General features: G+C 65.1%; 23 protein-coding genes. 12 read left to right on the top strand and 11 right to left on the bottom strand.

Translation table 11 applies throughout. From position 1 onward, the window contains the following. The first annotated feature begins 84 nt into the window (after window positions 1-84). Window positions 85-765 carry a COQ9 family protein gene (locus HS053_RS14725; protein WP_174212029.1) on the top strand — a complete coding sequence of 227 codons (681 nt, stop codon included), beginning with the start codon at window positions 85-87 and terminating at the stop codon, window positions 763-765. Window positions 766-792: 27 nt separating this feature from the next. Continuing rightward, complete coding sequence (locus HS053_RS14730; protein WP_174212030.1) at window positions 793-1782, top strand: NAD(P)H-quinone oxidoreductase; 990 nt, start codon at window positions 793-795, stop codon at window positions 1780-1782. Window positions 1783-1882: 100 nt separating this feature from the next. On the opposite strand, the gene HS053_RS14735 is transcribed toward HS053_RS14730, so the two are convergent. Then, complete coding sequence (locus HS053_RS14735) at window positions 1883-2701, bottom strand: sulfotransferase family protein (RefSeq protein ID WP_174212204.1); 819 nt, start codon at window positions 2699-2701, stop codon at window positions 1883-1885. A 147-nt stretch (window positions 2702-2848) separates the two neighbouring features. Between HS053_RS14735 and HS053_RS14740 the strand changes: the two genes are divergently transcribed. The 3 genes from HS053_RS14740 to HS053_RS14750 all read left to right on the top strand — a co-directional run bounded on the left by HS053_RS14740 (window position 2849) and on the right by HS053_RS14750 (window position 5335). Further along, the gene (locus tag HS053_RS14740) at window positions 2849-4426 is read left to right on the top strand and encodes a DUF5928 domain-containing protein (protein ID WP_174212031.1); all 1578 of its coding nucleotides are present in this window, start codon (window positions 2849-2851) and stop codon (window positions 4424-4426) included. A 3-nt stretch (window positions 4427-4429) separates the two neighbouring features. Further along, window positions 4430-4801 carry an HIT domain-containing protein gene (locus tag HS053_RS14745; RefSeq protein WP_174212032.1) on the top strand — a complete coding sequence of 124 codons (372 nt, stop codon included), beginning with the start codon at window positions 4430-4432 and terminating at the stop codon, window positions 4799-4801. A gap of 72 nt (window positions 4802-4873) precedes the next feature. After that, entirely contained in the window at window positions 4874-5335 is a 462-nt protein-coding gene (locus HS053_RS14750; protein WP_174212033.1) for a DUF1203 domain-containing protein, read from the top strand. Between the two features lie 6 nt (window positions 5336-5341). On the opposite strand, the gene polA is transcribed toward HS053_RS14750, so the two are convergent. Continuing rightward, window positions 5342-8152: a DNA polymerase I gene (gene polA / locus HS053_RS14755; protein WP_174212034.1), complete on the bottom strand. Its 2811-nt coding sequence runs from the start codon at window positions 8150-8152 to the stop codon at window positions 5342-5344. 79 nt (window positions 8153-8231) lie between these two features. Here polA and HS053_RS14760 point away from each other — a divergent pair, with 79 nt between their 5' ends. Next, window positions 8232-8435 (top strand): hypothetical protein, encoded by a 204-nt coding sequence (locus tag HS053_RS14760; RefSeq protein WP_174212035.1) that lies wholly within the window; start codon window positions 8232-8234, stop codon window positions 8433-8435. Here the strand turns inward: HS053_RS14760 and HS053_RS14765 are convergent. Both HS053_RS14765 and HS053_RS14770 read right to left on the bottom strand, forming a co-directional pair. Beyond that, window positions 8422-9111: a TIGR02117 family protein gene (locus HS053_RS14765; protein ID WP_174212036.1), complete on the bottom strand. Its 690-nt coding sequence runs from the start codon at window positions 9109-9111 to the stop codon at window positions 8422-8424. The genes HS053_RS14760 and HS053_RS14765 overlap by 14 nt on opposite strands. A gap of 4 nt (window positions 9112-9115) precedes the next feature. Then, window positions 9116-9301, bottom strand: a complete 186-nt coding sequence (locus HS053_RS14770; protein WP_174212037.1) for a zinc-finger domain-containing protein — start codon at window positions 9299-9301, stop codon at window positions 9116-9118. 142 nt (window positions 9302-9443) lie between these two features. Between HS053_RS14770 and lgt the strand changes: the two genes are divergently transcribed. The 4 genes from lgt to HS053_RS14790 all read left to right on the top strand — a co-directional run bounded on the left by lgt (window position 9444) and on the right by HS053_RS14790 (window position 12516). Continuing rightward, window positions 9444-10319, top strand: coding sequence for a prolipoprotein diacylglyceryl transferase (gene lgt, locus HS053_RS14775; protein ID WP_174212038.1), 876 nt, complete (start codon window positions 9444-9446; stop codon window positions 10317-10319). Further along, complete coding sequence (locus HS053_RS14780) at window positions 10316-11374, top strand: class I SAM-dependent methyltransferase (protein WP_174212039.1); 1059 nt, start codon at window positions 10316-10318, stop codon at window positions 11372-11374. The genes lgt and HS053_RS14780 overlap by 4 nt, the downstream gene beginning before the upstream one ends. Continuing rightward, complete coding sequence (gene pgeF, locus HS053_RS14785) at window positions 11374-12123, top strand: peptidoglycan editing factor PgeF (protein ID WP_174212040.1); 750 nt, start codon at window positions 11374-11376, stop codon at window positions 12121-12123. The genes HS053_RS14780 and pgeF overlap by 1 nt, the downstream gene beginning before the upstream one ends. 240 nt (window positions 12124-12363) lie before the next feature. Further along, the gene (locus tag HS053_RS14790) at window positions 12364-12516 is read left to right on the top strand and encodes a hypothetical protein (protein WP_174212041.1); all 153 of its coding nucleotides are present in this window, start codon (window positions 12364-12366) and stop codon (window positions 12514-12516) included. Between the two features lie 358 nt (window positions 12517-12874). Here the strand turns inward: HS053_RS14790 and HS053_RS14795 are convergent, their stop codons facing one another. Beyond that, window positions 12875-14383: a malonate--CoA ligase gene (locus HS053_RS14795; protein ID WP_174212042.1), complete on the bottom strand. Its 1509-nt coding sequence runs from the start codon at window positions 14381-14383 to the stop codon at window positions 12875-12877. Window positions 14384-14559: 176 nt separating this feature from the next. On the opposite strand from HS053_RS14795, the gene HS053_RS14800 reads away from it, so the two are divergent. Next, a complete protein-coding gene (locus HS053_RS14800; protein WP_174212043.1) occupies window positions 14560-14709 on the top strand; it encodes a hypothetical protein in 150 nt (49 codons plus the stop codon). Here HS053_RS14800 and HS053_RS14805 read toward each other — a convergent pair. From HS053_RS14805 to rplS, 4 genes are all read right to left on the bottom strand, one after another. Next, a complete protein-coding gene (locus HS053_RS14805) occupies window positions 14699-15508 on the bottom strand; it encodes a division plane positioning ATPase MipZ (RefSeq protein ID WP_174212044.1) in 810 nt (269 codons plus the stop codon). The genes HS053_RS14800 and HS053_RS14805 overlap by 11 nt on opposite strands. 85 nt (window positions 15509-15593) lie before the next feature. Continuing rightward, window positions 15594-16022, bottom strand: a complete 429-nt coding sequence (locus HS053_RS14810; protein ID WP_174212045.1) for a hypothetical protein — start codon at window positions 16020-16022, stop codon at window positions 15594-15596. Window positions 16023-16108: 86 nt separating this feature from the next. Beyond that, window positions 16109-16330, bottom strand: coding sequence for a 50S ribosomal protein L31 (gene rpmE, locus HS053_RS14815; protein WP_174212046.1), 222 nt, complete (start codon window positions 16328-16330; stop codon window positions 16109-16111). An 11-nt stretch (window positions 16331-16341) separates the two neighbouring features. Beyond that, window positions 16342-16716: a 50S ribosomal protein L19 gene (rplS, locus tag HS053_RS14820; protein WP_174212047.1), complete on the bottom strand. Its 375-nt coding sequence runs from the start codon at window positions 16714-16716 to the stop codon at window positions 16342-16344. 421 nt (window positions 16717-17137) lie between these two features. On the opposite strand from rplS, the gene HS053_RS14825 reads away from it, so the two are divergent. Next, entirely contained in the window at window positions 17138-18130 is a 993-nt protein-coding gene (locus HS053_RS14825) for an SGNH/GDSL hydrolase family protein (RefSeq protein WP_174212048.1), read from the top strand. On the opposite strand, the gene trmD is transcribed toward HS053_RS14825, so the two are convergent. Further along, the gene (gene trmD, locus HS053_RS14830; RefSeq protein ID WP_174212049.1) at window positions 18127-18936 is read right to left on the bottom strand and encodes a tRNA (guanosine(37)-N1)-methyltransferase TrmD; all 810 of its coding nucleotides are present in this window, start codon (window positions 18934-18936) and stop codon (window positions 18127-18129) included. The two genes, HS053_RS14825 and trmD, sit on opposite strands and share 4 nt — an antisense overlap. Window positions 18937-18945: 9 nt before the next feature. Then, window positions 18946-19776, bottom strand: a complete 831-nt coding sequence (locus HS053_RS14835) for a hypothetical protein (protein ID WP_174212050.1) — start codon at window positions 19774-19776, stop codon at window positions 18946-18948. Between the last annotated feature and the right edge of the window lie 3 nt (window positions 19777-19779).

Here is a 19779-nt window from a genome sequence, read left to right on the forward strand (position 1 = left end):
TTAGAGTTGCACTAGATGTGCAGGCGCGGCCCACTTATCAAAGGGGCGCCGCGCTGTCTACAGCGGGCTGGGGCCGGAGGCGAAATGGATCAGGAATACAGCGCAGATCAGGCAAAGGACCGGGTTCTGGAGGCCGCTTTGGCCCATGTGCCGTTTGACGGCTGGTCCGAGGCCACGCTGGCCGCCGCGATCACCGATTCGGATGTGGCCCCCGCGCTGGCCCGCGCACTTTATCCGCGCGGCGGCATCGACCTTGCCGTGGCCTATCACCGGCGCGGCGATGCCCGCATGGCCGAGGCGCTGGCCGATCTGCCATCCCTGCGCTACCGCGACCGGGTGGCGCTGGCGGTGATGCTCCGGCTTGAAGCCGCCGAACGAGAACTGGTGCGGCGCGGTTCGGCCCTTTTCGCGCTGCCCCAGCACGCAGCCGAAGGGGCGGGTCTGATCTGGGGCACCGCCGATGCGATCTGGAACGCGCTGGGCGATACCTCGCGCGATGTGAACTGGTATAGCAAGCGCGCCACGCTTTCGGCGGTTTACGGGGCGACTGTGCTTTACTGGCTGGGCGACACATCTGAAGGCAATGCCGACACCCGTGCCTTTCTGGACCGCCGGATCGAGACGGTGATGCAGATCGAAAAGGTCAAGGCGGGGTTCCGCGCAAATCCCCTTGGCAAGGCGCTGCTGAACGGGCCGCTGGCCTTTCTCGACCGGCTGCAGGCGCCGCAGGGCACGGGTGACCTGCCCGGCCAAACGCCCCGCTGAAGCCCCCCCCCGACCGAAGGATCGACCATGACGCTTTCCCACAGCATGACCGCCATTGCGATCAGCGAACCCGGCGAGCCGGATGTGCTGCACCCCGTCACCGTGCCGGTGCCGGTGCCCGGCCATGGCCAGATCATCGTGCGGCTGGCCTATGCCGGGGTGAACCGGCCCGATGCGCTGCAACGCGCCGGGGCCTATGCACCGCCGCCCTCCGCCTCGCCCCTGCCGGGGTTGGAAGGGGCGGGCACCGTGGTTGACCGTGGCCCCGGCGTGACCCGCTGGAAGATCGGCGATCAGGTCTGCGCCCTGTTTCCCGGCGGCGCCTATGCCGAATATGCCGCCTGCGCCGAGGCCCATGCCCTGCCGATCCCCGCCGGGATGAGCCTGCGCGAAGCCGCCTGCCTGCCGGAAACCTGCTTTACCGTCTGGTCCAATATGGTGACGCGCGGCGGCTTGCAGGCCGGAGAGCGGTTTTTGGTCCATGGCGGCACATCTGGCATCGGCACCACCGCCATCCAGATTGCCCGCGCCCTTGGCGCCCGGGTCTTTGCCACCGCCGGCAGCGACGAAAAGGCCCGCTTCTGCGAGGAACTGGGGGCAGAGCGCGGCATCAACTACCATGACGAGGATTTCGTCACGATCCTCAAGGCCGAAGGTGGGGCGGACCTGATCCTTGACATGGTGGGCGGCCCCTATCTGCCGCGCAATATCCGCGCGCTGGCCGATGACGGGCGGCTGGTGCAGATCGCCTTTCTGCAAGGCCCCAAGGTCGAGGTCAACTTTGCCGAGATGATGACCCGCCGCCTGACCCTGACCGGATCAACCCTGCGGCCGCAATCAGATCAGGCCAAGGCCCGCATCGCGCAGGCGGTGGAAACCCATGTCTGGCCGCTGATCACACGCGGCGCGCTGCGTCCGGTGATCGACAGCGAATTTGCCCTGACCGAGGCCGCCAAGGCGCATTGGCGCATCGAAAGCCCGGGGCATATCGGCAAGATCGTGTTGAAGGTTGGTTAGGATGGGCAGATTGCCCATCCTACGCCAGCGCGTGTGATGGCCCCGCACAACCGGACGGCACCCCGCGTAGGATGGGCAATTTGCCCATCCCGCCGATCCCTCAATCGCCCAACTTGCGATGCACCTCGTCCAGGTCGACCTCACCCACCGGCATCTTGTTGTCGGGATCGTCGAAGTCATATTTGAAAAGCTGGAAATCCTTCTTGTAGATTTCCCAGATCAGGTGCCGCGACAGATCATCGAAATAGTCGCTGACCGGATGGGCGCGCTTCGGCCCGTGCCCTTCGCTTTCGTTGAAACGAGGGATCTTCTTGAGGTCGATCTTGTGCTTGGGCTTGATCCGCTTGACGACCTTCTGCATCCCTTCATCGAATTTCTCGGTGTGGAAGATGCTGTCATAGCGCCCGCCGTTGACGATGAAGGTCGAGATATGCCCCGACATCGCCGACCAGTGGATGTCCGGCTCCATCGGCTTGCGGAAGCGGATGGTGTCGCGCGCGAACAACAGGAAGCGGCGAAAGCTCTTGATCTGGTCAAAATCGAACCCGTTCTCGGGCGTGCCCGTCTCAACCCCGTATTTCTGCATCAGGAGCGGCACCAGATTGCCGCGATAGCGCTTGCCGTTGCGCTGGATGCCGCAAATCTTGTCGAAATAGGACGAAAGAATCCGGGCATAGGGGTTGCGCACGCAGGTAAAAGCATAAGACTTGTGGGTCTTGACGTTGCGCTCGATCAGCGGCTGGCTGGCCTCCAACGCCCATTTGTGCATACCGCCCGTCGCATCGTGAATGTCCCCATCGAAGAACACCCCATGGTCCGAGTAATACATGATCTGGCCGATCGTCGAGCAGGCGCATTTCGGCACCACGCGGTAAACCACGCTTTCGCTCTCCGTCATCCAGGTGCCGGGAAACCCCATCGTCTTCAACCTCCACGCGCGCAGATGCGCAACAGGCGCAGCTACCATTCAATCGGCGACAAAAAAGCAAACAAACTCTGTCTTTTCAATGTCCCTTGGAGGTAATTAAGGAAACAATGACCCGTCGGACCCCATACTGTCGCTGAAATGGCAAAAATAGCCTACATCCTGCTGTGCCACAAAGACCCCGAGGGCATCGTCGCCCAGGCCCAGCGCCTGACGGCGGCCGGTGATTTCGTGGCGATCCACTTCGATGCCCGCGCCCCGAAAGAGGCGTTTGACAAGATCCGGGCCGGTCTGGCCGCAAATCCCTCGGTCACCTTCACCCGCAAGCGCATCAAATGCGGCTGGGGGGCCTGGAGTCTGGTCGAGGCCACCCTTCTGGCTGTCGAGGCCGCGGTCGAGGAATTTCCCCGGGCCACGCATTTCTACATGCTGTCGGGCGACTGTATGCCAATCAAATCGGCCGAGTTCGCCCATACCTTCCTTGACCGCGAAGAGGTCGATTACATCGAAAGCTTCGATTTCTTCAAATCGGACTGGATCAAGACGGGCATCAAGGAAGAGCGGCTGATCTACCGCCACTGGTTCAACGAACGCACCAGCAAGCGGTTGTTCTACGCCTCGATGGACTGGCAGAAGCGGCTGGGGCTGGCGCGGGGGGTGCCTTCGGACATCGCCATGCAGATCGGCAGCCAGTGGTGGTGCCTGCGGCGGCGCACGGTGGAATGGGTGCTGGACTTTGTGAAGTCGCGCAAGGATGTGATGCGGTTCTTCCGCACCACATGGATTCCCGACGAGACCTTTTTTCAGACCATCGTGCGCCATCTGGTGCCCGAACATGAAATCCGCACCCGCACCCTGACCTTTCTGATGTTCACCGATTACGGGATGCCGGTCACCTTCTACAACGACCACTATGACCTGCTCTTGTCGCAGGATTATCTCTTTGCCCGCAAGATCAGCCCCGACGCCAAGGATCTGAAGGAACGGCTGGGCAAGCTTTATGCCGCCAAGGGGGTGCGCTTCGGCATCTCGAACGAGGGGCGCAGCCTTTTCACCTTCCTGACGGGCCGGGGCCGGATCGGCCGCCGCTTTGCCCCGCGCTTCTGGGAAACCGAGGCGAGCCTTGGCCGCGAGCGGACGCTGATGATGGTGACCTGCAAGAAATGGCACGTCGCCAAACGTCTGGTGGAACGGGTGCGGCAGGTCACCAACATGCCGGCGGTGGATTACCTCTTCAACGAGGCGTCCACCCCGATCCCCGATCTGGGCGGCATCCAGTCCACGCTGGAAAAGCGCACGCGGCACCGCCGGGCGCTGGTGCGGATGCTGTATGACTACTGGCAGACCGACCGGCTGATCTTCTGCATTGATCCGGCCATGGTCGATCTGATGCAGGATTTCTACAACGACAAGGCCAAGGTCCGCCTTCTGGAAATCGAATGCGACTTTACCGATGACTACCTGCTGGGCCATGCCCGGCGGGTCGGTCTGGCAGGCGAACGCACGCCGCAGGAAACCATCGACCGGCTGCTGCCGACCATCCGCTATGATGTGCGCTTTGAAAGCGACCGCATCCGCGATGCCGGATTCTCCGGCTTTCACCGCATCCGGCAAAGCGCCTCGGTTGACGAAAACACCGTGCCGCTGGCCGAGTTCCTTGATATCCCGGTCGACAAGGCGCGCGAGATCGCCGGCACCGACTATCTCTATGTGGACTGAGACATGGCCTATAGCTACGACCCGCAGAACATCTTCGCCCGCATCCTGCGCGGGGAAATCCCGAACAAGACCGTGGTGGAAACCGCCCATACGCTGGTGTTTCACGACATCCGCCCCCATGCGCCGGTGCATGTGCTGGCCATTCCCAAGGGCGCCTATGTGAATCTTGACCATTTCGCCGCCGAAGCTTCGGCGGAAGAGATCGTTGATTTTCACCGCACCGTGGCCAAGGTCATCGCCGATCTGGGGCTGGCCGGTGAGACAGGCTATCGCGGCATCACCAATGCGGGCCGCGACGGGATGCAGGAGGTGCCGCATTACCACCTGCATATCCTTGGCGGGCGGCTGATGGGGCGGCTGATCGACCCCGCCTGAATAAGCAAGGATCGGGTCGCGCGGCGGTGGCGGCGCGGCCTATAGCGGAACCAGACCGAACAGGAGGTTCCGATGATCCGCTTTACCCCGATCCCGACCGAAACCGTCCGTGCCTTGCAGGCCGGCGGACCCGATGCCAATGGCCAGTTGCCCGAGCGGCACATCAGCGACGGCGGCGGCAACCCCTGCCGCCATTGTCTGGCGATGATCCCCAAAGGTGCGGGAATGCTGATCCTGTCGCACCGCCCCTTCCCGGCGCCGCAGCCCTATGCCGAACAGGGGCCGATCTTCCTGTGTGCCGATACCTGCGCGCCGGGCGGCGGCGCGACCCTGCCCGAGATGCTGGCCTCACCCGACTATATCGTCCGGGGTTACGGGCCGGATGACCGCATCGTCTATGGCACCGGCGCCGTGGTGCCGACCGACAGGATTGCGGAAGAGGCCGCAACCCGGCTGACCGACCCACGCGTGGCTTATGTCCATGTGCGGTCCGCCCGCAACAACTGCTATCAGCTCAGGATCGACCGGGGGTGACCCCGGTCAATGCGCCTCGGCCCAGTTCCGGCCCTGCCCCGCATCGACCACCAGCGGCACCTTGAGTTTCACCGCAGGGTCAGCCGCCCCTTCCATCACGTCGCGGGCGGCCTTGATCAGCGGTTCCACGGCCTCTTCGGCCACCTCGAACAGCAATTCGTCGTGGACCTGTAGCAGCATCTTCGCGTCGATGCCCGCGATGGCGGCGGGCATCCGCACCATGGCGCGGCGGATCACATCGGCCGCCGTGCCTTGGATCGGCGCGTTGATCGCCGCCCGCTTGGCAAAGCCTGCCCCCGGACCCTTGGCGTTGATCTCGGGCGTGTGGATCTTCCGCCCGAACAGGGTCTGCACATGGCCATTCTCTTTGGCAAAGGCAATCGTGGCGTCCATATATTCGCGGATGCCCGGGAACCGCTCGAAGTAACGGTCGATGAAGCCCTGCGCCTCGGCCCGCGGAATCCGCAGGTTGCGGGCAAGGCCAAAGCCGGAAATGCCATAGATCACCCCGAAGTTGATCGCCTTGGCCTTGCGGCGGATGTCGGAGGTCATCTGCTCCAGCGGCACGTTGAACATCTCGCTCGCCGTCATGGCGTGGATGTCGAGGCTGTCGCGGAACGCCTGCTGCAAGGCCGGGATATCGGCGATATGCGCCAGAATCCGCAACTCGATCTGGCTGTAGTCAAGGCTGACGATCACCCGCCCTTTGGGCGCCACGAACGCCTCGCGGATGCGGCGGCCTTCCTCAGAGCGGACGGGGATGTTTTGCAGGTTCGGATCGGTTGAGGCAAGGCGCCCGGTGTTCGCCCCGGCGATGGAGTAGGACGTATGCACCCGCCCCGTTTCGTGGTTGATATGGTCCTGCAAGGCATCGGTATAGGTGGATTTCAGCTTGGCCAACTGCCGCCAGTCCAGCACGCGGGCGGGCAGTTCGTGTTCGGTGGCCAAGTCCTCCAGAATGTCGGCGCCGGTGCCATAGGCCCCGGTCTTGCCCTTTTCGCCGCCCGGCAGCGCCATCTTGTCGAACAGGATTTCGCCCAGTTGCTTGGGGGAGCCCACGTTGAATTTCTCGCCCGCAAGGGTCTGAATCTCATCCTCAAGCTGCGCCATCTTCTGGGCAAAGGCGTTGGACATCCGGCTAAGGGTATCACGGTCCACCTGCACGCCCGCCATTTCCATATCGGCCAGCACGGGCACCAGCGGGCGCTCAAGCGTCTCATAAACCGTGGTCACCCGCGCCTTGTGCAGTTGCGGCTTGAACAATTGCCAAAGCCGCAGCGTGACATCGGCATCTTCGGCGGCATATTTCACCGCATCGTCAATGCCGACCCGATCAAAGGTGATCTGGGTCTTGCCCGACCCCAGCAGCGATTTGATCGGGATCGGCGTGTGGTCAAGGTAATGTTCCGACAGGTAATCCATGCCGTGATTGTGCAGCCCCGCGTGCATCGCATAGCTCATCAGCATCGTGTCGTCGAAGGGGGTGATGCGGATGCCGTGGCGGGCAAAAATCTTCCAGTCGTATTTCATGTTCTGGCCGATCTTCAGGATCGACCCATCCTCCAGCACCGGCTTCAGAACCTCCAGCGCCTCATCCAGCGGAATTTGCCCATCGACCAGATCGCTTGAGCTGAAAAGGTCGCCACCGCCCTGTTTGTGGCCAAGGGGAATATAGCACGCCTTGCCCGCCTCCACCGAAAGAGAGATGCCCACCAGTTCGGCACGCATTTCATCAAGGCTGGTGGTTTCGGTATCCACCGCCAGAACCCCCGCCTCTTGTGCCGCCGCGACCCAGCCGCGCAGCGCCGCCAGATCGCGGACCGCTTCATAGCTGGCGGGGTCGAAAGGCAGGCGCTCGGCGGCGGCGGGCGCCTCATGCGCGCCGGCCACCTCATATCCCTTGCCCTCGGCAATCACGGGCGCCTCGATTTTCAGCTTGGTGGCCACCCGCGCGGCCAGCGTGCGGAATTCCATCCGCGCAAGGAAGTCGATCAAGGTCTGCGGCTCGGGCGGCTGCACCGACAGATCGTCCAGCGCCACCGGCACTTCGACATCGGTGCGCAGCCGGACCAGTTCCTGCGACAGGCGGATTTTCGCGGCGTTATCCACCAGCGACTCGCGCCGCTTGGGCTGCTTGATCTCGCCCGCCCGGGCGAGCAGGGTTTCCAGATCGCCATATTCGTTGATCAGGAGCGCCGCCGTCTTCAACCCGATCCCCGGCGCGCCCGGCACGTTGTCCACCGAATCCCCGGCGAGCGACTGCACATCCACCACCCGCTCTGGCCCGACGCCGAATTTCTCGATCACCTCGTCGCGGCCGATCGCCTTTTGCTTCATCGGGTCATACATGCCGATCCCCGGCCCGACGAGCTGCATCAGATCCTTGTCGGACGAGATGATGGTGCAATCCCCCCCCGCCGCCTGTGCCTGAAGCGCCAGCGTGGCCATGATGTCATCAGCCTCGAACCCCTCCATCTCGATGCAGGCGATGTTGAAGGCGCGGGTGGCATCGCGGGTCAGCGGGAATTGCGGCCGCAGGTCTTCGGGCAGTTCGGGGCGGTTGGCCTTGTATTCGGGATAAAGATCGTTGCGAAAGGTCTTGGACCCGGCATCGAACACCACGGCGATATGGGTGGCATGAGCCTTGCCCGCGGCGCCCGCGGTGATCTCGCTCCAGATCAGGTTGCAGAACCCGGCCACCGCCCCCACCGGCAGCCCGTCAGACTTGCGCGTGAGCGGCGGCAGCGCGTGATAGGCGCGAAAGATGAAAGCCGAGCCGTCGATCAGGTGAAGGTGATGCCCCTTGCCGAATGCCATGTGCCCGCGCTCCCTTTCGTGTCAGGATGCAGTATTGGCACGAAGCGGCGCGGGCTGCCACCCGCGAGAGGGGGAAGGGATGCGGACCTTTCTGTGGATCGCCGGCGGGTTTGTTCTGGGGGCCGGGCTGGCACTGGGGATCGGCGTGGCCTTGCCGAAGATCATCAGCGTTTCGCAGGCCGAAGGGGCCTATGCGATGGGGGTGGTGTTCTTCTGGATGCCGGCGGGGGCGATCCTTGGCGCGCTGGCGGGTCTGGCGGGACGGCTTCTCAGCCGGGGTTAGGCAGGTGCCACCAGAGCGCCAGCGTCACCGCCTGCGGCGTCGGCGTCCAGCGGCCAAAGGGCAGACCCGCCGCGCGCAACTGTTCGCCCACCCAGTCATTGCAGGGGTGCAGCAGGCTGAAATGCCCGGTGCCGCGCCAGAACCCGTCGCTGCCCGTCAGCCCTGCAACCGGCAGCGGCTGCGGCTGGCCATCGTCCGCCCGGACAAAGCTGGCTTCGATTCCGGTCAGCAGCCGGGCATATTGGGCAGGCGTGATGTCAAGCCAGCGCGGCCCCTCGGCACCGGCAGGAAACGCCGCCAGCACATCCACCCGCATCACGGCATCATCGCCGGTGGCCGCAGTCCAGACGGCACCCGCCGTGATGTCGGCATAGCTGCCCGCAGTGGTGTAGAACGCCGCGCTGCCCCAGCCCAGCACGATCCAGCGCGCCTGCGGATGCGACACCGGCACCCCCTTTTGCGCTTCGGCAAAGGCAAAGGCGGGGCGGGTCCGTTCATCCACCGGCAAGAGGAAATCATAGTGGATCGGGCCGCGCAGCAAACCGATCCGCACCGTCGCCGGCCCCTCAGCCCCCTCGCCGCCGCCGGGGATCAGCGCTCCGACGAAACCTGCCAGAAGATAGAGGACCGGCAGCGCCAGCACCAGCGCCGCCAGCCGGGTAAGCCAGCGGCCCATGGCACTAGTGGTCGTCGTGGGCGTGGTCGCGGTCGATCACATAGCGTTTGTCGCAATAGCCGCATTCGACAAAGCCGGTATCTTCGGGAATGGTCAGCCAGACGCGCGGATGGCCCAGCGCACCTTCGCCCCCGTCGCAGGCCACTTTCCAGCGGGTGACGATTTGGGTTTCCGGCGCAGAGGTGGTCATGGGGCTATCCTTGGCTGAAATGCTGCTCACATTCTAGCGATTGGGCCGTCCGGGGCAAGGGTGGCCGGTGCGCAGCCTCCCCCGGGCGTTGACATCGCCCCGCCCCTCGCCCAACAAGGCGCCATCTGAGGCCGAGGAGCGCATGTCCTACATCCCCTTCCCCGAGATTTCGCCCAACATCTTCTCGATCCCGCTGGGGCCGGTGACGCTGACCCTGCGCTGGTATGCGCTGGCCTATATCGTGGGCCTGATCGTGGGGTGGAAGCTGATCACCCGCATTCTGGCCACGCCGCGGCTGTGGTCCGGCACGCCCCCGGTGACCGCCGACCAGATCGAGCGGCTGCTGACATGGGTTATCGCCGGGGTGATCCTGGGCGGGCGGCTGGGCTATGTGTTCTTCTACCAATGGGATTTCTTTGCCGCCAACCCCAGCCACATCTTCCGGGTGTGGGAGGGGGGGATGTCTTTCCACGGCGGGTTCCTTGGCGTGGTCGCGGCGGGGGTGCTGTTCTGCCGCCGCGAAGGCATCCCGATGCTGACCATGGCCGACCTGATGGCCATTGCGACGCCCGCCGGGCTGTTTCTGGGGCGCATCGCCAATTTCATCAATGCCGAGCTTTGGGGCCGCCCGACGCACCTGCCCTGGGGAGTGGCTTTCCCGGGCGAGGCGGCGCAGACCTGCCCCGACATGCTGACCGTTTGTGCCCGCCATCCCAGCCAGCTTTATGAGGCGGCGCTTGAAGGTGTGGTGCTCTTCGCGCTGCTGGCCGCAGCCATCTGGCTTTGGGGCTGGCTGCGCTGGCCGGGCCGGGTCGCGGGGCTGTTCTTTGCCGGCTATGGCCTGTCGCGCTTCCTCGTCGAATTTGTCCGCCAGCCCGATGCGCAATTCGTCACGCTGGGCAATCCGCTTGGCCTTGCCGTGCATGTGCAGGGCTGGGGCCTGACCATGGGGCAGCTTCTGTCGCTGCCGATGATCGCGGCGGGCCTGTGGTTCATGCTGCGCGCCCGGCGCGCATGACGGCGCTTGCCGATATCCTCCGGGCGCGGATCGCCGCAACCGGACCGATCAGCCTGGCCGATTACATGGCCGAATGCCTGCTGCACCCCCAGCATGGCTATTACACCACCCGACCGCCTTTCGGGGCCGAGGGCGATTTCACCACCGCCCCCGAAATCTCGCAGATGTTCGGCGAATTGCTGGGCCTGTGCCTTGCCCAACACTGGCTGGACCTTGGTCGCCCCGCGCCCTTCACGCTGGCCGAGCTTGGCCCGGGGCGCGGCACGCTGATGGCCGATGTGCTGCGCGCCACGCGCGGGGTGCCCGGGTTTCATGCCGCGGCGCAGGTGGTGCTGGTCGAAGCCTCGCCCCGGCTGCGGGGCGTGCAGGCGGCCACGCTGGCACCCCACGCGCCGCTCTGGCTGGATGACACCGCCGATCTGCCCGACCGGCCACTGTTCCTGCTGGCGAATGAATTCTTTGATGCCCTGCCGGTCCACCAATACCAACGCGACGCGCGGGGCTGGTGCGAGCGTCTGGTGGGTCTGCGCGACGGCGCCCTGTGCTTTGGCCTCTCCGAGCCACAGTCGCGCCCCGACCTGACCGCCGCCTTCCCCGGCGATCCGCCCGGAACCGTGGTGGAAACCTGCCCCGAGGCGCAGCGGCATATGGCCCATATCGCCCGCCGCCTGCGGGATCATGGCGGGCTGGCACTGATCCTCGACTATGGCGGCTGGCAGTCCAAGGGCGACACCCTGCAGGCGCTGCGCCACCATGCCTTTGCAGACCCGCTGGCAGAACCCGGGCTGGCCGACCTGACCGCGCATGTCGATTTCGCCGCACTGGCCGCCGGGGCCGACGGGCTGGCGCACCGCTATACCGCCCAAGGCCGCCTTCTGCGCGCGCTGGGGATCGAGGCGCGGGCGACCCGGCTGGCACAGGGGCTGACCGGCGCGGCGCTTGAGGCGCATCTTGCCGCGACACGCCGCTTGACCGACCCCGCCGAAATGGGAGAGTTGTTCAAGGCGCTGGCGGTTCTGCCCGCCACCGCACCGCCGCCGCCGGGATTCGACTGATGCTGGAATTCATCACCTCCGACGCGCTGCCGGTCAGGCATGGCTTCTTCACCCGCAAGGGGGGGGCATCGTCCGGCATTTTCGCCGGGCTGAACTGCGGCACCGGCAGCTCTGATCTGGCCGAGATCGTGGCGATCAACCGGGCCCGCGTGGCCGAGGCGATGGGTGTCCCCCCGGATCAGATGATGACGGTGCATCAGGTGCATTCGCCCGATGTGCTGACGGTGACCGCCGCCCAGCCGATCCGCCCGCGCGCCGATGCCATGGTCACCGCGACGCCCGGCGTGGCGCTGGCGGTGCTGACCGCCGATTGCCAGCCTGTGCTGTTCGCCGATGCTGCGGCGGGCGTGGTGGGGGCCGCCCATGCCGGCTGGCGCGGGGCAAAGGACGGTGTGCTTGAGGCGACTCTGGACGCGATGGAGGCATTGGGGGCCAAGCGTGCCAACATCGCCGCCGTGATCGGCCCCTGCATCAGCCAGGCCGCCTATGAGGTCGGACCGGAGTTCTATGAGACCTTCACCGACGACGACCCCGAGACGCGCCGGTTTTTCGCGGGTGGCAACGGCGACCGGATGCTGTTCGACCTGCCCGCCTATGGGCTTTGGCGGTTGCGTCAGGCGGGGGTGGGCCATGCCGAATGGACCCGGCATTGCACCTACCGCGACCCCGAGCGATTCTATTCCTACCGCCGCACTACCCATGCCGGTGAAGTGGATTATGGCCGTCTGATCTCGGTGATCCGGCTTTAGGGCAGAAAACGGCCCGGATTTGCCGCAATTCAGGAAACAATCGCACGGCACTGTTTCCTGAACTTGGTTTATCCGATAGATAACAACGGGTTGGAACAGGAAAGCCGCCGCCACAATCGCGGCACCCCGCCCCCTGACTTGGGCGAAAATTCCACAATTGCAGCCAAAACGCCGCCGCAAAGCCGGGCGATAGTGGCCTCAAGGTTGAACAAGCCAACAGATCACGCGCAGGAGCCCGCCATGAAAAAAGAACGCCGCTGGATGAAATCGGTCCTCGCCGCCTCGACCGAGGTGCAGGTTGCGATGCCTTGGGCCCGGGGCGCCCGCCGCCGCCCGCAAGCGATGAAGCCTGCCATCGCGCAGCCGGTAAGCCGCGCCCTCGCCGCGCGCTAACCCTGCCTCTGATTCGCGCCGAAGGGCCGGGATCTTCCCGGCCTTTTGTCATTTTTCGGCCCGGCGAATCGCGGGGCGGCGTCACAACCTGCGGGATTGTTCGCGCAGCGCAGAACAATCCCCGCCATCCGCCCCGCGCCGGTTTCAAAGCCTGATCAATTAAGGATTAATTTTGACAGCGGGTCGCGTTTCCGCCATCTTCCGCCCTACAGACGTCCCTCTGTGAAATGGCGGAAACGGGAATGGTAAGACCTTCGGGCAGCCCCAACCGCACCGGACCTTCCCGTCCGGTCATGCTCGGTCAAGGCCGCCCCGGTGTTCTCTGGCACCATCACGGGGCGGCCTGAACTTTTCCGGGTTACCCCTTGAACCAACCGGCATATTCGGCGCGCAGCAGGTTCTTCTGCACCTTGCCCATGGTGTTGCGCGGCAGGCTTTCGACCACCAGCGCGCCCTTCGGCTGCTTGAACCGCGCCAGCCGGTCGCGCAGCCCCGCCAGCACGGCGCCTGCATCAAGCGTGACGCCCTTCTGCGCCGTCAGCACGGCAAAGACCGCCTCGCCGAAATCGGGATGCGGCAGGCCGATCACCGCGCTTTCCAGCACGCCGGACTGTTCGTCGAGCAGCATCTCGACCTCTTTGGGATAGACGTTGTAACCGCCGGTGATGATCAGATCCTTCGCCCGCCCGACGATGGTGACATAGCCGTCGGCATCCTGCGTGCCCAGATCGCCGGTGATGAACCAGCCATCCTCGCGCAGTTCCTCGCGGGTTTTTTCCGGCATCTGCCAGTAGCCCTTGAACACATTCGGGCCGCGCACCTCGATCACGCCAACCTCACCCCGGGCCACTTCACCCGCCTCACCCATGATGCGCAGTTCCACCCCCGGAAGGGGCAGGCCAACCGTGCCCGCCCGCCGCTCCCCGTCGTAGGGGTTGGAAGTGTTCATGTTGGTTTCCGTCATGCCATAGCGTTCCAGAATCCGCAGGCCGGTGCGCTCTTCAAACGCGCGGTGCGTTTCGGCCAAAAGCGGCGCCGAGCCAGAGATGAACAGCCGCATATGCCCGGTCAGCGCCCGGTCCAGCCGGGGATCGTCCAGCAGCCGGGTGTAGAAGGTCGGCACGCCCATCATCGCCGTCGCCTGCGGCAGAAGGCCGATCGCCTGATCGGTGTCAAACCCCGGCAGGAAAATCATCGACCCGCCGGTCAGCAGGCTGAGGTTCGAGGCCACGAAAAGCCCGTGGGTGTGAAAGATCGGCAGCGCGTGCAGCAGCACATCCCTGTCGGTAAAGCGCCAGAGATCGGCCAGAACCCGCGCGTTGGACAGCAGGTTGTCATGGCTGAGCATCGCCCCTTTCGAGCGCCCCGTGGTGCCCGAAGTGTAAAGGATCGCCGCCAGATCCTCTGGCCCGCGCGGCGCGACGGCCAGCGTATCGGGCAGACCGGCGGCCAATTCAGCCAATTCACCGCCGCCTGTCACCCCCAGGGTCAAAAGCCGCGCACCATGCTGTGCCGCAACTGGCGTCAGCGCCGCCTGCCGGACCGAATCGCACAGGAACACCCGCGGCGTGGCATTGCCAAGGAAATAGCCAACCTCTTCCGGCGTGTAGGCGGTGTTCAGCGGCAGGAAGACCGCCCCCGCCGCCACCGTGGCGCCGTAAACCGCCAGCGCCTCGGGCGATTTGGCGACCTGCACCGCCACCCGGTCGCCCGGCTGCACCCCTGCTGCGCGCAGCGCATGACCGAACCGCGCCACCATCCGCAAAAAGGCATCACCGGAAATCGAGCCCCCCGAGGCCAGTTTCAGCAGCACGGTCTGGCGCCCGGCAAGCGGTGCGAAGAGGGCATCGTAAAGCGTGTTCGTCATGGGGCGGCTCCTTCGGCTCTGCCGTTCTCGCACGGGGGAAGGCCGGTCCTCAAGCCGGTGGAAACCGATTGTTGCCAGATCGCGCGGAACGGGAGCGAAATGACCGCAAGACGGTCATGTTCCTGCCGCGCTTCACCGTCAGGTTGATCCCGACACCGCATCCAAGGGAGGTCAACATGACCCGCGTCCGCGCCCTCTTTGCCCGCATCGGCCTTTTCGCCCGCAAGGCGCAGGCCCCCGATCCGTTTGAGGGCCGCCTGATCCGCATTGGCATCCGCGAGCGGCGGCGCGACGGCGGCTGCCCCTATCAGCTTTTCAGAAACTGACCTCGACGCCCGGCAGTTTCAGCGCCTTCATCAGGTCGCGCACTTCCTGCCGGGCCGCCACGTTGGACAGGTTCAGCACATCCACCCCGGTGTCGCGCAGGTCCAGCACGGTCAGCCCGCGCGGGAAAAGCTCGCGGAAGATCACCCGCTCGGCAAAGCCGGGCGCCACGCGAAAGCCGATGCGGCGCGACAGGTCTTCCAGCGCAGCCCCCACCTTTTTCTTGTTGTGCATCGCCTGCGCCCCCAGCCGGTTGCGCAACACGATCCAGTCGATCGGCTTCAGCCCGGCCTGCGCCCGCAATTGCCGCGCGTTCCACACCATCTCGGAATAGATCGACGGCCCCTTGACCTTGCCCGTCTCGGGATCGACGCGCGCCAACAGGTCGAAATCAACGAAACTGTCATTCAGCGGCGTGATCAGCGTGTCGGCAAGGCTGTGGGCCACCTGGCTCAACCGTGTATGGCTACCGGGGCAGTCGATGATGATGAAATCGCTGGTCGGCTCCAGTGCGGCGACGGCGGCCGACAGCCGCGCGTCATAGGGATTTTCCCCCGCCGGAATCTGGGCCGGGGCAAGGTCGGGCAGATCGCGGTAATCGGGCACCGGCAGGTCAAGCCCCTGCCGCGCCAGATAGGCGCGGCGGTTCTCGACATAGCGGCCAAAGCTTTTCTGCCGCAGGTCAAGGTCCAGCGCCCCAACGCGGTGGCCCAGCCGCGCCAGCGCGGTGGCCACATGCATCGAGGTGGTCGATTTGCCCGAGCCACCCTTTTCGTTTCCGACAACGATGATATGCGCCATGCTGCGACTTCCCCAGAACCGGCCGATCTCGGCGGACTTCCGCTATAAGGGGCCGGCGCCGCGAAGGGAAGCGTTCCGCGACGCGCTATGAGGTCGGCGCCTCTTCGCCGCAACGGATCGTCACATTCACGCAGCGCCCCGCAGGCCAGTCGGTGCGGCCCCAGCAATAGCCGTCCAGTGCCGCCACCCGCCGCATGATCCAGACCGCCGGGGCACCATCCTCGGTCAGCCGGGTTTCCCCTTCGATCCGCATGGTGACCATGTCGGCATCATGGCTCAGAACCTCATAGCTGCCTTCCAGCCGCTCTTCGCCGCGAAAATCGGTGATCGGATGGTCCCAGACAAAGAAAGCCCGGCTGCGGGCGGCATCAAAACTCACGCGATGGGGGTTTCGCGCGCAGGTGTTGGGATTGAAGGTTGCGCCGAAGCGGCCCGACAGATCGTCAAAGATATCTGCCCGGGCGGGCACTGCGGCCAGCACGAGGGCAAGGCACAAAAGGCGAATCGGCATCATCCTCGAACCCTGTCGCCTTTCGCCGCCCCCCGCAAATGAAAAGGCGCGCCCCGGGGGACGCGCCTTGATCGCTGCATGGGTCAGGCTCAGAAGCCCAGACCGGCATATTTGTTCTTGAACTTCGACACGCGGCCGCCGGTGTCCATCAGCTTGGCCGACTGGCCGGTCCAGGCCGGGTGCGCCAGCGGGTCGATGTCGAGCGCCAGCGTGTCGCCTTCCTTGCCCCAGGTCGAGCGGGTCTCGTAGGTCGAACCATCCGTCATCTTGACGGTGATCGTGTGATAATCGGGGTGAATACCGCTTTTCATCTGTCCGCTCCTTACTCGTCTTTGGCTTTGTAGTTCGTGACTTCCGCGATCCGGGCCGATTTGCCGCGACGCGAGCGCAGATAGTAGAGCTTGGCGCGACGGACCTTGCCGCGACGCACCACTTCGATGCTGTCGATGTTGGTCGAGTAGAGCGGGAACACGCGCTCGACACCTTCGCCGAACGAGATCTTGCGGACGGTGAACGAGGCCGAGATGGTCGCGCCACCCTTGCGGCCGATCACGACGCCTTCGTAGTTCTGCACGCGCGAACGGGTGCCTTCGGTCACTTTGTAGCCGACGCGAACGGTGTCACCGGCCTTGAAATCCGGGATGGTCTTGCCGAGGGCGGCGATCTGCTCCGCCTCGATCTGTGCGATCAGGTTCATCGCAAGTCCTTTCGATGCTCGGGGTAATGCCCCGAAGATGATGCCGCACCAGCGCTCTTGGTCTTCGACCGGGTCCCTACCCTTTCAGGGTAAGCCCGCCAGAGATGGGGCCTGCTTTTGGGGGCCGACCCCGGGCTGACCCCCGGCGAAGCGGATGAGGGCAAAGGCCATGGGAATCGGGTCCGGCGGGCCAAGGCCCCGGACAGGGCGCGTATAGGGGTGACAGGGCCGACGGTCAAGGGATTTGCCCGGCGGGACGGCATCGGCACCAGGCCCCGTATTGCCTGCCACAGTCGCCCGGCCATGTCTGCCCCCGTCTGCCCAATTCGGCCAGATCAGGTTGCGCCGCCCCATTGCCTGTGCCTTTATGGCGCAAAACAGGCGGGGCCCCTGCCCCGGCCAAGTGCCAGGAATATCGCACATGCGGGTTATGCTGGTTGGAACCTCCAACTCGATCTTCAAGGACGGATACCGCGCCGAGTTTGAAAGCAACAGCGCTGTCACCCGGTTTAAATATCATGGGATGGGGGCGTCCTCTTCGATCATCCTGCCGTATTTTCTGGCGAACGAGGATCTGGCCGAATTCGACTTTCTGGTGATCGAAACCTCGATCAACGATGTGCTGCAATACATCAAGGGCGTGCTGAGTGCCGATCAGATCCGCGACAACCTGCGTTGGGCGTGTGCAAGGGCCGTCAGCGCCGGGTGCAAGCCCGTGGTCATGATCATGCCGACGCTGGGCGGTGTCCGAAAGCGCAACATCGCCGATGTGATCCACCGGCAGGTCGCGGCGGAATTTCAGGCCGGCTACATCGACGGCTACGATTTTGTGCGCACCGCCACCCTGTTCAAACCGCAAAAACCGGCCGGTTTCTTCAAGGACCAGTCCCATCTCAAACCCGCGATCGGACGGATTGTCGGCAAACTGGCGATTGCCAAGATGAAAAGCCTTGACGGCGCCGCGCTGCCGCCGGTTACGCTTGGCCACGATTTCCGCACGATCCTTGCCGGCGATCTTACGGATCAGCCGCTGGTGCGCACCAATTCGCTGATGACCATTTCCAGCCATGTGCTGGGCGAGGGCGATACCCTGACGGTCGATATCGGTGCCGGAAACGCCCTGTCGGGGCTTGCCATGAACCGGGTCGAATCCTGGGGTTTCCTGAACTTGCGCGGCAAGACTTCGGCGACCATGCCTCTGACGACCCGCTATTCCAAGCTGGCGGTCAGCTTTCTGGCCGGGGTCAAGGCGGTGCCGGCGCTTTTGCCGGATGCCGAAGGGCGGATCACCCTGTCGATCTCTGCCAAACCACAGTTCGGCACCTTGGTCAGCGTGCCGCAGAGCAGCAACAGCGCCGGACCGGAGGGCGCGCAGGTTGAGCTGATGGGGCTGGTGCTGCGCCGCGACCTCTAGCTGCGCGGCAAGCGCGCCAGCAGGTCAGGCCGCCGTTCGCCGGTGATGCGCAGCGCCTCGGCCCGGCGCCAGCGGGCGATTTCGGCATGGTTGCCGCTGGTCAGCACCGCCGGAATCTCGCGCCCTTCCCAGACCTGCGGCCGCGTATATTGCGGATGCTCCAGCAGCCCCTCGGAAAAACTTTCCTCGTCGGTTGACGCCTGATTGCCGAGCACGCCGGGCAACAGCCGCACGGTGGCATCCAGCACGGCCTGCGCCGCAATCTCGCCGCCGGTCAGAACGAAATCGCCCAGCGAAATCTCTTCGATATTCCAATGGTCCAAAAGCCGCTGGTCCACCCCCTCGAACCGGCCGCAGAGCAGGGTCATGCCGTCGCAGGCGGCCAGCCGCCGCGCCGCCGCCTGATCGAACGGACGGCCCCGCGGGGACAGATAGACCACCGGCCAGCGGGCGCGGTCGGGCGTATCCTCGGCCGCGTGGCGTAGGGCGCGGTCCAGCACATCGGCGCGCAGCACCATGCCTGCACCGCCCCCCGCGGGCGTGTCATCGACATTGCGATGCTTGCCTTCGCCGAATTGTCGCAGATGGATGGTCTGCAACCGCCAGAGCCCGATATCCAGCGCCTTGCCGGTCAGCGACAGGCCCAGCGTGCCCGGAAACGCCTCGGGGAAAAGGGTGATCACCCGTGCCTCCCACGCGCCTTTCAGGCGGGGCGCCTCTTCCATCAGGTCGCGCGGTTTCAGGCTGGCGCGGATCGACAGGCGGCCATGGGATTTCGTCGGCTGGGGTGCGGGTTCGTCAGTCATGCCCGGGTTCTAGTCGATCGGCGGCCCGCTGGAAAGCGGCGGCTTGCCCTCGACCAGCAGCCGGGCCAGCGTGACCATCTCATGCTTGATACGGTCAAGCTCGTCGGGGTCCAGCCCGGCCCGGTTCAGCCGCACGAAGGTATCGGCAAGATCCACCGGCGTGTTGCGCCCCACCGGCGGCACCGGGGACAGGGTGCTGCGCAGGGCATCGGGCAGGCGGATCAGATCATACAGCGCCTCGACCGGGCCAAGACGGCGCGGTGCCAGCAGTTCAAGCGGCACCTCATGCAATCGGGCCGGGGCCAGCAGCGGCACCAGATCCCGCAGAATCGCGCCGGGATCGGCGGCGGCGGCATGGTTGCGGGCAAAGGCGCGGGCGGTCAGCACCATGTCGGGATGTTTGGACAATTGCCAGTGGATCGAGCGCAGCCAGTCCGGCCCGGCCCGCGTCGTCAACAGCACCTCGACCTCGGCGGCGGGAAAGCGGCTTTGCAGCGCCTGCACCACCTCGGGCAGCAGGAACCTTGCGGCGGCATAATCCATGCGGCCAAGGCGCCCGGGCATGTGGCCCACCAGATCCTCGCATGAGATCAGCAAGCCCTGATGCGACCGCAACCGCAACCCGCCCAGCCAAAGCGCCAATGCGTTGCGCAAATCCGGCAGGGCGGACGGCTCAACCGAGGTGGCAAGTGCCGCCCTGCCCGCCGCCGCCAAAGGGCGCGACAGGGCGGCGGTCTGCACCAGAAAGCGCGGGCCAAGCGCGGCACGATGGGCTGCGAGGGCGGCCTGCACGCTGCTGGTGCCCGTCTTGTGAAACCCCGCGTGCAGCACGATGCGCATGGC

Origin of the sequence: Tabrizicola fusiformis (genome assembly GCF_013328815.1) — a bacterium.
GTDB lineage: Bacteria > Pseudomonadota > Alphaproteobacteria > Rhodobacterales > Rhodobacteraceae > Fuscibacter.

Excerpts from the sequence above, each read along its gene's own strand:
- HS053_RS14725 (WP_174212029.1), top strand. The coding sequence starts at position 85 with ATGGATCAGGAATACAGCGCAGATCAGGCAAAGGACCGGGTTCTGGAG.
- HS053_RS14730 (WP_174212030.1), top strand. The coding sequence starts at position 793 with ATGACGCTTTCCCACAGCATGACCGCCATTGCGATCAGCGAACCCGGC.
- HS053_RS14735 (WP_174212204.1), bottom strand. The coding sequence starts at position 2,701 with ATGGGGTTTCCCGGCACCTGGATGACGGAGAGCGAAAGCGTGGTTTAC.
- HS053_RS14740 (WP_174212031.1), top strand. The coding sequence starts at position 2,849 with ATGGCAAAAATAGCCTACATCCTGCTGTGCCACAAAGACCCCGAGGGC.
- HS053_RS14745 (WP_174212032.1), top strand. The coding sequence starts at position 4,430 with ATGGCCTATAGCTACGACCCGCAGAACATCTTCGCCCGCATCCTGCGC.
- HS053_RS14750 (WP_174212033.1), top strand. The coding sequence starts at position 4,874 with ATGATCCGCTTTACCCCGATCCCGACCGAAACCGTCCGTGCCTTGCAG.
- polA (WP_174212034.1), bottom strand. The coding sequence starts at position 8,152 with ATGGCATTCGGCAAGGGGCATCACCTTCACCTGATCGACGGCTCGGCT.
- HS053_RS14760 (WP_174212035.1), top strand. The coding sequence starts at position 8,232 with ATGCGGACCTTTCTGTGGATCGCCGGCGGGTTTGTTCTGGGGGCCGGG.
- HS053_RS14765 (WP_174212036.1), bottom strand. The coding sequence starts at position 9,111 with ATGGGCCGCTGGCTTACCCGGCTGGCGGCGCTGGTGCTGGCGCTGCCG.
- HS053_RS14770 (WP_174212037.1), bottom strand. The coding sequence starts at position 9,301 with ATGACCACCTCTGCGCCGGAAACCCAAATCGTCACCCGCTGGAAAGTG.
- lgt (WP_174212038.1), top strand. The coding sequence starts at position 9,444 with ATGTCCTACATCCCCTTCCCCGAGATTTCGCCCAACATCTTCTCGATC.
- HS053_RS14780 (WP_174212039.1), top strand. The coding sequence starts at position 10,316 with ATGACGGCGCTTGCCGATATCCTCCGGGCGCGGATCGCCGCAACCGGA.
- pgeF (WP_174212040.1), top strand. The coding sequence starts at position 11,374 with ATGCTGGAATTCATCACCTCCGACGCGCTGCCGGTCAGGCATGGCTTC.
- HS053_RS14790 (WP_174212041.1), top strand. The coding sequence starts at position 12,364 with ATGAAAAAAGAACGCCGCTGGATGAAATCGGTCCTCGCCGCCTCGACC.
- HS053_RS14795 (WP_174212042.1), bottom strand. The coding sequence starts at position 14,383 with ATGACGAACACGCTTTACGATGCCCTCTTCGCACCGCTTGCCGGGCGC.
- HS053_RS14800 (WP_174212043.1), top strand. The coding sequence starts at position 14,560 with ATGACCCGCGTCCGCGCCCTCTTTGCCCGCATCGGCCTTTTCGCCCGC.
- HS053_RS14805 (WP_174212044.1), bottom strand. The coding sequence starts at position 15,508 with ATGGCGCATATCATCGTTGTCGGAAACGAAAAGGGTGGCTCGGGCAAA.
- HS053_RS14810 (WP_174212045.1), bottom strand. The coding sequence starts at position 16,022 with ATGATGCCGATTCGCCTTTTGTGCCTTGCCCTCGTGCTGGCCGCAGTG.
- rpmE (WP_174212046.1), bottom strand. The coding sequence starts at position 16,330 with ATGAAAAGCGGTATTCACCCCGATTATCACACGATCACCGTCAAGATG.
- rplS (WP_174212047.1), bottom strand. The coding sequence starts at position 16,716 with ATGAACCTGATCGCACAGATCGAGGCGGAGCAGATCGCCGCCCTCGGC.
- HS053_RS14825 (WP_174212048.1), top strand. The coding sequence starts at position 17,138 with ATGCGGGTTATGCTGGTTGGAACCTCCAACTCGATCTTCAAGGACGGA.
- trmD (WP_174212049.1), bottom strand. The coding sequence starts at position 18,936 with ATGACTGACGAACCCGCACCCCAGCCGACGAAATCCCATGGCCGCCTG.
- HS053_RS14835 (WP_174212050.1), bottom strand. The coding sequence starts at position 19,776 with ATGCGCATCGTGCTGCACGCGGGGTTTCACAAGACGGGCACCAGCAGC.